A 12,460-nucleotide genomic window follows, 5' to 3' on the forward strand; every position below is an offset into this window, starting at 1 on the left:
GTTCGATTTCGATCAACTCGCGCGGCTCCTAAGGAGCGAAGGGGCGGCTCACCCGCCTACGGCGGTGCGCCGACAGAGCGATCGGTGAGATCCGGCTGGGACGCGAGGCTCCGCATGGCCGCTCCGAAGCCGGGCACGGTTCACGGTCGCGCCTCGAAATCCGGGGTGACGCGCGTCTCCCACTCGGGTATCGCTCCTTCCATCGCTGCGGAAGCGAGAGGGCCTGTAGCTCAATGGTTAGAGCCGACCGCTCATAACGGTCTGGTTGCAGGTTCGAGTCCTGCCGGGCCCACCACCTCTCCCGTTAAAAACCTCCCCCACTGGGGCCGGTGCGGCACCGGCGATCCGGGTCCTTCGGATCACGGGCTGCCCAGCTGTCGGGGTCGAGGCTGGGATTGGCCCGCCTGCCCGCCAAGGCTGCCTGTCGTAACGGTTCATCGAGCGCCGACCCGGCATCGCGGGCGCAACAAGCACCGGGGGAGCTTCATTTCCGCCGGCGGAGACGAGAGCGTCACCCACGCAGTCGCGTGCCGTGACCCTCTCGTCCGCGCTCATATCCAGATCGATCGGAACCCGCAGGGGGCTCGCTTACATCCGGTGGCCGCGGTGGTGTCCCATCATGTGGCCGCGATGGTGACGGTGGCCCATCCGGTGATGGCGGTGGTGATGACGCATCATGTGGCCGCGCATGTGGTGGTGACCCATCATGCGACCATGGCCGCGATGGCCATGCATGCCGTCCATCCGGACCTCGGTGACGGCGGTCGGCGCGTCGACCGCTCCGATCACACCGGGGGCGGCAGAGGCCGGGGCGGCCGAGATGGCGCCCAGGGTTGCCAGGATGGCGGCGGCGAACAGAGACTTCCTCATGGGCGTCCTCACAGGGGGTTTTTGCCGGCGCGGCATCGGGGCTGACGCCGGCCGGGCTCAGGGAACGGCTCAGTTTCGCATACCGTTCCGCGTAGTCCGTCGTTCTCCGCCTCCGCCTCGAGAGAGGAAATTCCTCTCGGTGAACGCCGGCTGGGCGTCCCCCCGGCTTGCCGGGTGGGCAGGCTGGCGACCCCTGGAGGAAATCGGTCCGTTCGCGATGCCGGCGGCGCGGCAGGCCGCCTCGATGGTCCGCGTGACGTCGGAGTCCGGTGGAGGCTGGAAGCGGGCGAAACGCATCAGCGTCTCCGACACCGAAACCGGTCCTGGCAGCGACGCCCTGCTGTCGATCTTTCGTCGCCGGATCAGGGGCCGGTTCAAGCCGATGGCCGATCAGACGGCCTTGCCGACGAGGTGACCGATGCCGGCCGTGACGGCCATCGCCAGGGCGCCCCAGAACGCCACGCGGGCCGTCGCCCGCAGGACCTTCGCGCCGCCGACCTTCGCGCCGAGCGCCCCGAGAACGGCGAGGAACATCAGAGAGGCGGCGGAGACGAGGGTGACCACGAGGTTCGCCGGCGAGATCGCAGCCACGAGCAGCGGCAGTGCCGCCCCGGCCGAGAAGGTCGCCGCCGAGGTCAGCGCGGCCTGGATCGGGCGCGCCGTCGTGAACTCCGAGATGCCGAGCTCGTCCCGGGCATGGGCGCCCAGCGAGTCCTTGGCCATGAGCTGGTCGGCCACCTTCAGCGCGAGTTCGTGGTCGACGCCGCGGCCGACGTAGATCGCCGCCAGTTCCGCGCGCTCGGCCGCAGGGTCCTGCTCCAGCTCGCGGCGCTCACGGCTGAGATCGGCCTGCTCGGTGTCGGACTGGGAGCTGACCGAGACGTACTCGCCGGCCGCCATCGACATCGCGCCGGCGACCAGCCCGGCCGTGCCGGCGACCAGGATCTCGCCGGTGGCGGCCGTGGAGGCCGCCACGCCGACGATCAGGCTCGCGGTGGAGACGAGCCCGTCATTGGCGCCGAGGACCGCGGCGCGGAGCCAGCCGATCCGGTCGATCAGGTGGCTCTCGGCATGGGACCGGCGCATGGCAGTCAGTGCCTCCGGGTCGGGCTGGCGCGGTGCGCGCGCGGCAGGATACGACGCAGAATGCCGTCGTGCCAGCGCCCGTGCGATGGGTTCGCGAGCCGAGAGGATCCGGGGAGTCCACCCTGCGGTCGTGACGGCGGCCGGGGCCGGGACATCCGTACGGGGATGTCCCGGCCCCTCCTCCCCTCACGAGACGCCGGGGGGCGGGTTACCGCGTCCGGACGTCGTAGCGGTCGAGCATCATCACCTTGTCCCAGACCTTCACGAAATCCTTCGTGAACCGGGCCTCGCCGTCGCTGCCCGCATAGACCTCGGCGACGGAGCGGAGCTGCGCGTTCGACCCGAACACTAGGTCGCAGCGCGTCGCGGTGAACTTCGCCGCTCCGCTCGCCCGGTCGACCAGCTCGAAGGTCATGCCCTTCGGGTCGGTCTTGCGCCATTCGAGATCGACGCTCGTCAGGTTCGCGAAGAAGTCGTTCGACAGCACGCCGACCCGATCGGTGAAGATGCCGTGCCGCGAGCCGTCGTGATTGGCTCCGAGGGCCCGGAGGCCGCCCACCAGGGCCACCCATTCGGGGGCCGTGAGGGATAGCAGGTACGCCTTGTCCAGGAAGAGCTCCTCGGGCGAGACGCGCGGTGCGACCGCCGCGAAGTCCTCCGCCACGTAGTTGCGGAAGCCGTCGACGACGGGCTTGAGCCACGTGAACATCTCGATGTCGGTCAGCTCCTGCCGGGTGTCGACGCGACCCGGCGTGAACGGCACCGTCGCGGGGTGGCCACCGTCGGCGAGCGCCTTCTCGACGGCGGCACATCCGCCGAGCACGATGAGATCGGCCAGCGACACCCGCTTGCCGGCCTGATGCCCGTTGAAGGCGTCGGCGATCTGCCGCAGGGCGGCCACCACCGGTACGGTCCGACGGTTGATCGACCAATCCTTCTGCGGGGCGAGCGCCAGCCGACCGCCATTGGCGCCGCCGCGCTTGTCGCTGTCGCGATAGGTCGATGCCGCCGAGAAGGCCGTGAACGCGAGATCGGAGACCGACAGGCCCGTCGCCAGGATCTCACGCTTCAGCGCGGCGATGTCGCCGTCGTCGATGAGGTCGTGATCGCGGGGCGGGATCGGATCCTGCCAAAGCAGATCGTCCTCGATCTTGATCTCGGGGCCGAGGTAGCGCTCCTTCGGACCCATGTCGCGGTGGGTCAGCTTGTACCAAGCCTTCGAGAAGGCCAGGGTGAACGCATCGAAGTCATTGAGAAACTTCTCGCACACCTTGCGGTAGTCCGGGTCGACCTTCAGGGCGATGTCGCTGGTCATCATCATCAGACCATGCATCTGGCCCGGTACATGCGCGTCCGGGGTCTTTGGCGCGTCCGGATCGGCCGGCGTCCATTGCGATGCACCGGCCGGACTCTTGATCTGCACCCATTCGAACTTGAAGAGGTTCTCCAAGTAGGCGTTGTCCCACTGGGTCGGGTTCGGCGTCCAGCTGCCCTCGATGCCGTTGGTCATCGTGTACTGGGCGAAACCCGTGCCCTTGGGGTTGTGCCAGCCCAGGCCCATCGCCTCCATCGGAGCAATTTCCGGCGGTGGGCCGACCTGATCGGCCGACACCATTCCGTGGCTCTTCCCGAAGGCATGGCCGCCGGCGATCAGCGCCACGGTCTCCTCGTCGTTCATCGCCATGCGGGTGAAGGTCGTGCGGATGTCGCGCGCGGACCCCATCGGGTCTCCGTTCGCGTAGGGGCCTTCGGGATTGACGTAGATCAGCGCCTGGTGCGATGCGGCCAACGGATTTTCGAGATCGTAATCCGTATCGCCGTTCTGGCCACGCCAGCGCTTGTCGCGGCTTACCATGCTGTCGAACGACGCGATGTCGTTCGGGTCCCAGATCTCGGGTCCCCAGTAGGTCGCGTTATCGGCTTCCCACGCGTCCTGACGTCCGCCGGCAAAGCCGTAGGTCGGGAAGCCCATGATCTCCAGGGCGCAATTGCCGGTCAGGACCATCAGGTCGCCCCACGACAGGGCGCTTCCGTACTTCTGCTTGATCGGCCAGATCAGGCGCCGGGACTTGTCGGTGTTGCCGTTGTCCCACCAGCTGTTGATCGGCGCGAAGCGCTGGAGCGCCTCGCCGGCTCCGCCCCGACCGTCTGCGATCCGGTAGGTGCCCGCCGCATGCCAGGCCATGCGGATCATCTGCGGGCCGTAATTGCCGTAGTCGGACGGCCACCACGCGACGGATGTCGTGAGGAAGGCCTTGATGTCCTGCTTCACCGCATCGAGATCCAGTGCCTCGAACGCCGCCTTGTAATCGAAGTCCTCGCCCAGGGGATTGGCCTGCGGGCCGTTCTGATGAAGGAGCTCGACCTTCAGACGGTTGGGATACCAATCCGAGAGCGCCGGCGGACTGCCCACGGCGCCGCCGATCCGGTCGCCGCCGAAGGGGCATTTCCCCTGCATCTCGAAGGTCTTGGTGTTCAGATTTTTGGAATCGGCGATGGTCAACGCGGCGTCCTCTTCCTCGTCGTCGGGAGCGTCTGCTCGAAAAGCGCTTGCCCGGGAACGCCCCCGGAGCGCTCCGCGCTATTGGAGGCAATAACCCGAGGAATTATAGCGGGCCTGCAAAGAACGGACACGCTATCACGGCGATTTGATGGTCTGTGTATTCAGGCTCATCTTTTGGCGTGGCCCTCATGCTGACAGAAGTCGCTCAATAATTCGTTGGACCGATCAGGACCGTCCGTAGAGTCGGACCGGTGATCCGCGATCGATGCCGGATGCGGCACAGTGTTCACATGTGTTCACGCCGTGGACGGTATCGGCCCGGAGCGTTTGTGCTGACGTAGACAGGTTCGATGATCGCGTGAATCACGCGGACCCCAGGGGCGGAGGGCCTCCTGGTTCCCTCGTTGGAGGAACGGGCGTGTTGCGGCCTCACCGAGGGTGGCCGATGCTCACGCTTCGGCCCGGCCGGCGGTTGGACATTCTCGCCTCCACGGTCGTGACCGCACCGCCGGACCAGGACGGCGCGGCTTCGTCGGCGCCGCGCAACATCGGGAAGGGCTGTTCGGCTCGAGCGTGGGTCACTTTCCGCTTAGCGGAGCGTCCGGGGTTTTGGCGAGCGGCCGATCTGATTCGGTTCCAGGACAAAATCCCGTCCGCGATTCGGAACGCTTCGTCGCGTCCAGCTATTTCCGGTCCCCGTTCCGGGACACAGGAGTTCCCCATGCGTCGCCTCGTTCTCGCCCTCGCCGCCGTTACGGCGCTGACAGGACCCGTTCTCGCCAAGGACGAGGCTCCCACGCCGCCAACCACAGTGAAGTTTGCCCCCGTCCCGCAGGACGCCGTGCTGAGCTACAACCTCATCGGCCTCAACGTCGTCGACGGCACCAACAGCAATGTCGGCGACATCAAGGATCTCGTCATCGAGAAGGGCAGGCTCACCGGCTACATTATGTCCGTCGGCGGCTTCCTCGGTGTGGGCGAACGCTACGTGGTGGTCGATCCGTCCTCGGTGGCGCTGACCTACGACGCCGGGGCGAAGAAGTGGAAGGCCTCGGTGAATGCCAGCAAGGACGCCCTGAAGGCCGCCCCCGAGTTCAAGTACGACGGCAAGTTCAAGCGCTGAGCGCACTCGGCGGGAGCGTTCGCGCGCGAGGTGGGTCGCGGTCCGGCCGAGGGCGGTGCAACGGCCCGGATCCGCTCCCCACCGCGGACCAATCGCGCGTCGGTTTCCGCCCGGGATCGACCCCGGCTCCATGCGGCGGACAGGGTGCCCCCCCTGTCCGCCGAACCGATGAAGGGCATCGGCGGCGGTGCGCTCAGAGAGACGGCGCCGGCGCCGGGTCGCCCCAGGTCTTCACCGGGAAGGTCACGTCGTAGGCCAGGTTGAAGACGAAGGCGTAGGCCACATAGAAGGCTGCGATCGCGAGATCCATGAAGAAGGCTTCGGTGAAGCCGATGCCGAGATACCAAGCGATCGGCGGCAACAGGATCACGAGAAGCCCCGCCTCGAACAGCACCGCATGCGCCACCCGCAGCATGAGGCTCTTGCGGGTATGCCCGACGACGCGCTGCATCGTCCGGTCGAAGCCGAGGTTGTAGAGGTAGTTCCACACCATCGCAGCCAGGGCGCTGCCTACGCCGATCACGCCCATGGCCGAGGCCTGCAGCCCGAACAGCAACGTCCCGAGCGGGATGATCAGGGCGAGCCCCAGCACCTCGAACAGGATGGCGTGGCGGATGCGATCGCGAGTCGTGCGCATGATGTTTCCCGAAAACGGTCCCTTTGGTCCGGCGTCTTCTATCTGCCATACACCGATCCGCAAGCTAGAACGTATCGGAAAACCGGATGGATCATGGTCTCGCTCGATCAACTTCAGGCTTTCGTGGCGGCGGCCGAGGCCGGATCTTTCTCGGGCGCGGCCCGCGTGCTGCGGAAAGCCCAGTCGGCCGTCAGCACCCAGGTGGCGAACCTGGAGGCCGATCTCGGGGTCGTCCTGTTCAGCCGAGCGGGCCGCAATCCGGTATTGACCCCGGCAGGCGAGCGGCTGTTGCTGGAGGCCCGCGTGGTGCTCGAGCGGCGCGAGCACCTCGTCGGCGTGGCGCGCAGTCTGGAGCAGGGGGTGGAGAACCGGCTCGTGGTCGCCATCGACGAACTCTATCCCGAGCACGCCCTCGGCGCGCTGTTCGCGGACTTCGCGCGGCACTTCCCCTTCGTCGAGCTGGAACTGCTCTTCCCGCTAATGGAGGATGTCAGCCGCATGGTGCAATCGGGGGCGGCCGACCTCGGCGTGATGTGGCGCCAGGAGGTGCTGCCCACGGAACTCGGCTTCCAGACCATCGGCTGGGTGCCCCTCAAGCTCGTCTGCGGGCGCGACCATCCCCTGGCGAAGGCGCGGGTGGTGTGGGAGGAGTTGAAACGGCATCGCCAGATCCTCGTCGCCGCGCGCAGCGACGGGCCCGAAAAGCGCCGCCTGCGGGTGGCCGCCGAGGTGTGGTGGGTGGAGAGCCACTGGGTCATCCTCGAGATGGTCAAGCACGGGATCGGTTGGGCCTTCGTCACGGACCACGTCATCGCCGCATCGCAGACGGCGCCCGATCTCGTCACGCCGGATCTGCAATTCGATCAGGGCGACTGGCCCATCGCCTTGGAACTGGTCTGGCACAAGCAGCGCCCCTGCGGACCGGCCGCGGCCTGGCTGCGCGAGCGCTTCGCGGCGGAGCGGGTCGGCAACGCGTCGGGCGTCGGCCGGACGGCTTGAGGACGGGAACTTCGGCGCGCCCTCGTGTCCTGCGGACCCGCCACCGGGGCATGCCGATCCGGGTGAGCGGCATAGCCGTCCGACCGGTCTCGCGCGTTGATCCCTGGCGGACGCCGCGTCGCGAACCCGCTTGTGCGTACGGGGCGGTGCGACGACGACGTGCCGGATACGCAGGACGAAACCTGGCATGAAGAGCCCCCGAAGCGGTGGCGCGCCGTTTTCATCGCCGCGTAGGCCGGCAAGCGTTCGTCGCGCGCGGACCGGTGCCGTCCAGCGGTGCCTGCGGCACGGCGCGCGGAGGACTCTTCGGAAGCGGGTGGGCAAAGGCGTCGCGGAGAGGTGTGGGTCGTGCAGGGCGGATCGGAGGAGGACGGGCCCGCCGCAGGGCCCGAGGCGGCACCGGCCTGTCTCGCCGGGGGCGGCGAGATGGCGGCGAGGCTGCGCACGCACGACTGGTCCGGTTCCTCCCTCGGACGACAGGAGACCTGGCCGGCCGGTCTGCGCGCGACCGTGAGCCTGATGCTGGGCTCGCGCTTTCCGATGTTCGCGGCCGTCGGGACCGAACTTGCCGTCCTCTACAACGACGCCTTTGCCGAGATTCTCGGGCTCCGGCATCCGGCCGCCCTCGGCCGGTCTTTTCGCGAGGTCTTTTCGGGTGTGTGGAGCGAGGTTGAGCCCATGGTCGCGCGCGCCCTCGCCGGCGAGGCGACCTTGTCCGAGAACATGCCGTTCGTGATCGAGCGGGGCGGCGACGCGGAGTCGGCGTCCTTCACGGTCTCCTACTCGCCCCTGCGGGACGACGCGGACAGGGTCGTCGGTGTGTTCTGCGCCTGCGCCGAGACGACGGCGCAGATCGTGGCGCAGGCGGACCTCGGCGAGACGGAAGCGCGCCTGCGCCTTGCGAGCGAGGCTTCCCACATCGGCTTCTGGGACGTGGACGTCGTGAACGACACGGCCTTCTGGCCGCAGCGGGTGAAGGCGATGTTCAGCATGTCGTCCGACGCCCCGGTCTCGGGCGCGGAGTTTCTCGCCGGCCTGCATCCCGACGACCGCGAGGCGACGATGGCGGCCTTCACCGCTGCGCTCGATCCTGCGCGCCGCGCCGTCTACGATGTCGAGTACCGGACCGTGGGCCAGGCGGACGGACTGGTCCGCTGGGTCGCCGCCAAGGGGCGCGGCCTCTTCGAGGGCGACCGCTGCGTGCGCGTGCTCGGGACCGCCCTCGAGATCACCGCCCGCAAGCGGTCCGAGGAGGCCCTGCGCGCCAGCGAAGAGCAGTTTCGCGTCCTGTCGCAGGTGCTGCCCAACCTCGTCTGGACCACCGATGCGGCCGGCGCCGCCGACTGGTTCAACGAGCGGGTTTACGCCTACAGCGCGTTGCGGCCCGGAACCCTCGACGCGGCGGGATGGCTCGCCATCATCCATCCGGACGACCAGGCCCGCGTGGCCAAGCGGTGGGGCGAGACCGTCGCCTCTCTGTCGGAATACCAGTGCGAATATCGTCTCCGGCGCGGGGACGGCGCCTATCGCTGGTTCCTGGCGCGGGCGCAGCCGGTGCTGGCCGGCGACGGTACCGTCCTGCGCTGGGTCGGCACCAGTACCGACATCGACGACCAGAAGCGAGTGATGGCCGAACTCGTCGGCTTCAACGAGGCCCTGGAGCAGCGGGTCGCCGAACGCACCGCCGAGCGCGACCGGGTCTGGCGCAACTCGCGCGACCTCCTCGTCGTCATCGGGTCCGACGGTGTCTTCCGGGCGGTGAACCCGGCCTGGGAGGCGATCCTGGGCCAGCATCCGTCGGACGTGGTCGGGCGCAGCTTCCTGGCGTTCGTATGGCCGGAGGATGCGGTCTTCACCGAGGCGGCTTTGTCTCAGGCCGCGGCTGCCGACCACCTCAACAACTTCGAGAATCGCTACCGCCATGCGGACGGCACCGCGCGCTGGATCTCTTGGCGGACCTCCGTGGAGGGGGGGCTGGTTTACGCCTATGGGCGGGACGTCACCGCGGAGAAAACCCAGGGCCAGGCGCTGCAGCAGGCCGAGGAAGCCTTGCGCCAGTCCCAGAAGCTGGAGGCAATCGGGCAATTAACCGGAGGGGTCGCGCACGATTTCAACAACCTGCTGACCATCATCCGGTCCTCGGTCGACTTCCTGCGCCGGCCGGATCTCGCGGAGGCGCGCAGGGCCCGCTACCTCAACGCAGTATCCGACACGGTGGACCGGGCGGCCAAGCTGACGGGACAGCTCCTCGCCTTCGCGCGGCGCCAGACCCTGAAGCCGGAGACGGTGGACGTCGGCAGCCGGCTGCGCAGCGTCGCGGACCTGCTCGATACCGTGACGGGGGCGCGCATCGCGGTCCGGACGGAGCTGCCCGACCATCCCTGCTGCGTGCGGGTGGACGTCAGTCAGTTCGAGACCGCCCTCGTGAACATGGCGGTCAACGCCCGGGACGCGATGGAGGGCGAAGGAACCCTGACCCTGCGGCTGGATTGCGGCGTGCCGCTCCCGTGCATTCGCGGCCATGCCGAGGCCCCCGGGCCCTTCGCAGCGGTCTCGCTCACCGACACGGGCACGGGCATCGCTGCCGACGTCCTCACCCGGATCTTCGAGCCGTTCTTCACCACGAAGGCGGTCGGCAAGGGCACGGGCCTCGGCTTGTCCCAGGTGTTCGGCTTCGCCAAGCAGTCGGGTGGCGACGTGGCCGTCGCGAGCGAGCCGGGCCGGGGCACGACGTTCACACTCTACCTGCCCGAGGCGGAGATGGACTTCGTCGCGGCCGAGGACGGTTCCGAAACGGCGGCTCTGGAGCCGGGCGGCGCCGGCCAGCGCGTCCTGGTGGTCGAGGACAATATCGAGGTCGGGCGGTTCGCGACCCAGATCCTGCAGGACCTCGGCTACGCGACGACCTGGGCGGCCAACGCGGAGGAGGCGTTGGACCGCATCGGGTCGGATGGCGGCGGTTTCGACGTCGTGTTCTCCGACGTGGTCATGCCGGGCATGGGCGGGATCGAGCTCGCCAAGCTGTTGCGGCGGCGTCTGCCGGACCTGCCCGTGGTCCTGGCCTCCGGCTACAGCCACGTGCTGGCCGAGGAAGGCGCGCATGGATTCGAATTGCTGCAGAAGCCCTACTCGGCTGATCAGGTCTCCGCCATCGTGCGCCAGGTGGTGAGGCGCCGGACCGGTGGCGGGCGGTCCGCGACGCCGAGCCGGGGCAAGGGTGCGAAAGGGCGCGCCGATAGCTGACCCGGCGGAGGAACCGGCACACCGATCCTCGCCTCACCCCGCACCGATGGGGCGACCGGCGCCCTCGGGCGACGCCGGCCGTATCCCTGCTGGACCTCAGGCTGGGCGGCGGCCGTCGGCGGCGTAGCGGTCGATGGCCGAGGGCAGCTCGCGCGAGAGCCGGGAGAGGAGCGCGCCGCGGCTCAGGCCGGTCTGCTGGGTGAGGTGGTCGAGGGTGTATCCAGGGCAGGAACGGGGTGCCGACGAGGTGCTCCAGCAGCACCTTGCCNCGGCCGTCGGCGGCGTAGCGGTCGATGGCCGAGGGCAGCTCGCGCGAGAGCCGGGAGAGGAGCGCGCCGCGGCTCAGGCCGGTCTGCTGGGTGAGGTGGTCGAGGGTGTCCGAGCCGATGGCCCGCTCGAGATCCCCCTCGGGGATGTCGCGGTTGGGGCCATGGCTGACCCAGGAGTTCGCGGTCTCGCCGTGGCCGCCCTTGGTGAAGTGGTCGACGAGCTCGCTCAGGCCGCTGGCGATCAGGCCGCCGACCCCGGCGGTGCCGACGCCGCCCAGAAGCCCGGCCAGATTGCCGAGGCCGCCGCTGCCGGTGGCCGTGCCGGTGGAGGCTGTGTTCGGGATCGGTGGGACAGTGCGTTGGGGTGCGGGCGGCTCGTGGCCCTTCAGCAGCTCGGCGAGCTTGTCGCGGTTCTGGTAGCCGGCCACGGCCAGAAGGCCCAGCAGCGCGGTCATCGAGGGGTAGCCCTTGCTCATCGAGGTCTCCGTTTGTGGGGGTGCCCTTCAGCAGCTCGGCGAGCTTGTCGCGGTTCTGGTAGCCGGCCACGGCCAGAAGGCCCAGCAGCGCGGTCATCGAGGGGTAGCCCTTGCTCATCGTCGATCCTGTGGTCCGAGGTCTGGGAGAAACGGTACGATTTGAGGGTGATCGCTCGCCTGTCGGCTGGATCGCGATCGGCTGAGGCGGCGCGCGTAGGTTAGAGAACGGGGATGGGGCACCGACGGATCCCACGCTCCGTTCTGGGGCGGCTTCCCGGAGTCTTTCGCGTCCGGCAAGCCAAGCCCGGGAATCGGCTTGCGGATCAACGCCGGGGCCGGGCGAACCACCCGACCGCGAAGGCGACGGCGGCGAGGCCGAGGAGCGCGGAGGCGCGGTTGTCGTCGGCGTAGCGCACGGCCCGTCGGCCGTAGGTCGATCCGCGCTTGCGGGCGTGACGGGTGAAGGCACGGCCCTCGTCGATCAGGTGATCGGCGCGGTCGCGGCCTTCCTCGATCCAGTGGCCGGCGCGGTCGCGTACCTCGTGGGCGAGGTGGCGGCCGTCATCGACGAGGTCCTCGGCCCGGTCGCGGGCGCGGCCGTAGGCGTACTGGGCGCCGCCGGCCACCTGGTTCACGGCGCCGCGCACCTGGCGCGCCGGGTCACCGGTGAGGCCGCCGACCACGGTCTGGGCACGGCCCTTGAGATGGCGCGAGGCGCCGCGGAATTGATCGCCGTTCATGGCAGGTCTCCTGCTGTTCGGGGATCCGGCCGGTCGCGGGGACCGGCCGGGATGGGCTCAGACGCGGCGGGCGTCGACGCTGTCGGCGAGGGTGAGGCGCTTGGGGGCGCCGAGGCGTCCGCCGAGGAAGCCGGCGAGCGCGCCCAGGATGAGGGCGAGCGCGCCGTAGAAGGCGCCCTGGGTGGCGGCGGACTTGGCGGCGACGGCCGCGGCTTCCGCCTTCACCTTGGCGGTCGCGACGGTCTCGTCGTACTGCTTGNGCGCCGAGGCGTCCGCCGAGGAAGCCGGCGAGCGCGCCCAGGATGAGGGCGAGCGCGCCGTAGAAGGCGCCCTGGGTGGCGGCGGACTTGGCGGCGACGGCCGCGGCTTCCGCCTTCACCTTGGCGGTCGCGACGGTCTCGTCGTACTGCTTGCCGTAGTCCTGGATCTGGGCCTTGGCCTGGTCGACCGGGATGCCCTGGGCCTTGGCCAGGGCGTCGGCCGCGCGGGTCTCGGCCTGGGCCTTCTGGGCCGG

The 12,460-nt window shown here is 69.2% G+C and carries 10 protein-coding genes, 1 tRNA gene and 3 pseudogenes; 5 read left to right on the top strand and 9 right to left on the bottom strand.

Going from position 1 to position 12,460, the window contains the following annotated elements; genetic code table 11:
- Positions 1-219 precede the first annotated feature (219 nt).
- A tRNA-Ile gene (locus ASF41_RS05025) sits at positions 220-295 on the top strand.
- Positions 296-588: 293 nt separating this feature from the next.
- Here the strand turns inward: ASF41_RS05025 and ASF41_RS05030 are convergent.
- On the bottom strand, positions 589-870 hold the full coding sequence (locus ASF41_RS05030; protein ID WP_056491385.1) for a hypothetical protein: 282 nt from the start codon (positions 868-870) through the stop codon (positions 589-591).
- Positions 871-1,009: 139 nt separating this feature from the next.
- Between ASF41_RS05030 and ASF41_RS05035 the strand changes: the two genes are divergently transcribed.
- A complete protein-coding gene (locus ASF41_RS05035) occupies positions 1,010-1,285 on the top strand; it encodes a hypothetical protein (protein WP_156394201.1) in 276 nt (91 codons plus the stop codon).
- Here ASF41_RS05035 and ASF41_RS05040 read toward each other — a convergent pair.
- Together ASF41_RS05040 and katG are read right to left on the bottom strand one after the other, a co-directional pair.
- The gene (locus ASF41_RS05040; RefSeq protein ID WP_056217808.1) at positions 1,261-1,956 is read right to left on the bottom strand and encodes a VIT family protein; all 696 of its coding nucleotides are present in this window, start codon (positions 1,954-1,956) and stop codon (positions 1,261-1,263) included. The genes ASF41_RS05035 and ASF41_RS05040 overlap by 25 nt on opposite strands.
- Before the next feature lie 208 nt (positions 1,957-2,164).
- Entirely contained in the window at positions 2,165-4,414 is a 2,250-nt protein-coding gene (katG, locus tag ASF41_RS05045) for a catalase/peroxidase HPI (RefSeq protein WP_056491406.1), read from the bottom strand.
- A gap of 766 nt (positions 4,415-5,180) precedes the next feature.
- Here katG and ASF41_RS05050 point away from each other — a divergent pair.
- Positions 5,181-5,582 (top strand): PRC-barrel domain-containing protein, encoded by a 402-nt coding sequence (locus ASF41_RS05050; protein WP_056491387.1) that lies wholly within the window; start codon positions 5,181-5,183, stop codon positions 5,580-5,582.
- 193 nt (positions 5,583-5,775) lie between these two features.
- Here ASF41_RS05050 and ASF41_RS05055 read toward each other — a convergent pair whose 3' ends face one another.
- The gene (locus tag ASF41_RS05055; protein WP_056217874.1) at positions 5,776-6,219 is read right to left on the bottom strand and encodes a PACE efflux transporter; all 444 of its coding nucleotides are present in this window, start codon (positions 6,217-6,219) and stop codon (positions 5,776-5,778) included.
- 90 nt (positions 6,220-6,309) lie between these two features.
- Here ASF41_RS05055 and ASF41_RS05060 point away from each other — a divergent pair, with 90 nt between their 5' ends.
- Together ASF41_RS05060 and ASF41_RS05065 are read left to right on the top strand one after the other, a co-directional pair.
- A complete protein-coding gene (locus ASF41_RS05060) occupies positions 6,310-7,218 on the top strand; it encodes a LysR family transcriptional regulator (protein ID WP_056491407.1) in 909 nt (302 codons plus the stop codon).
- Between the two features lie 426 nt (positions 7,219-7,644).
- Positions 7,645-10,461 carry a PAS domain-containing sensor histidine kinase gene (locus ASF41_RS05065; RefSeq protein WP_056491408.1) on the top strand — a complete coding sequence of 939 codons (2,817 nt, stop codon included), beginning with the start codon at positions 7,645-7,647 and terminating at the stop codon, positions 10,459-10,461.
- 96 nt (positions 10,462-10,557) lie between these two features.
- Here the strand turns inward: ASF41_RS05065 and ASF41_RS25895 are convergent.
- The 5 genes and pseudogenes from ASF41_RS25895 to ASF41_RS25905 all read right to left on the bottom strand — a co-directional run.
- The coding region (locus ASF41_RS25895) for a YidB family protein (protein WP_244479563.1) at positions 10,558-10,729 on the bottom strand (172 nt) is incomplete at its 5' end.
- A 1-nt stretch (position 10,730) separates the two neighbouring features.
- Positions 10,731-11,206, bottom strand: a pseudogene (locus tag ASF41_RS25900) (YidB family protein); the annotation flags it as partial.
- A gap of 323 nt (positions 11,207-11,529) precedes the next feature.
- Positions 11,530-11,946, bottom strand: a complete 417-nt coding sequence (locus ASF41_RS05070; RefSeq protein ID WP_056221335.1) for a CsbD family protein — start codon at positions 11,944-11,946, stop codon at positions 11,530-11,532.
- A 57-nt stretch (positions 11,947-12,003) separates the two neighbouring features.
- Positions 12,004-12,205: pseudogene (locus tag ASF41_RS26580) on the bottom strand (PhnA-like protein); the annotation flags it as partial.
- A gap of 1 nt (position 12,206) precedes the next feature.
- A pseudogene (locus tag ASF41_RS25905) lies at positions 12,207-12,460 on the bottom strand (PhnA-like protein); the annotation flags it as partial.

It is taken from the genome of Methylobacterium sp. Leaf111, from assembly GCF_001423285.1.
Lineage (GTDB): Bacteria > Pseudomonadota > Alphaproteobacteria > Rhizobiales > Beijerinckiaceae > Methylobacterium.

What these genes read in the sequence shown, in the direction of transcription:
- ASF41_RS05030 (WP_056491385.1), bottom strand. Translation starts at nt 870, where the DNA reads ATGAGGAAGTCTCTGTTCGCCGCCGCCATCCTGGCAACCCTGGGCGCC.
- ASF41_RS05040 (WP_056217808.1), bottom strand. Translation starts at nt 1,956, where the DNA reads ATGCGCCGGTCCCATGCCGAGAGCCACCTGATCGACCGGATCGGCTGG.
- katG (WP_056491406.1), bottom strand. Translation starts at nt 4,414, where the DNA reads ATGCAGGGGAAATGCCCCTTCGGCGGCGACCGGATCGGCGGCGCCGTG.
- ASF41_RS05050 (WP_056491387.1), top strand. Translation starts at nt 5,181, where the DNA reads ATGCGTCGCCTCGTTCTCGCCCTCGCCGCCGTTACGGCGCTGACAGGA.
- ASF41_RS05055 (WP_056217874.1), bottom strand. Translation starts at nt 6,219, where the DNA reads ATGCGCACGACTCGCGATCGCATCCGCCACGCCATCCTGTTCGAGGTG.
- ASF41_RS05065 (WP_056491408.1), top strand. Translation starts at nt 7,645, where the DNA reads ATGGCGGCGAGGCTGCGCACGCACGACTGGTCCGGTTCCTCCCTCGGA.
- ASF41_RS05070 (WP_056221335.1), bottom strand. Translation starts at nt 11,946, where the DNA reads ATGAACGGCGATCAATTCCGCGGCGCCTCGCGCCATCTCAAGGGCCGT.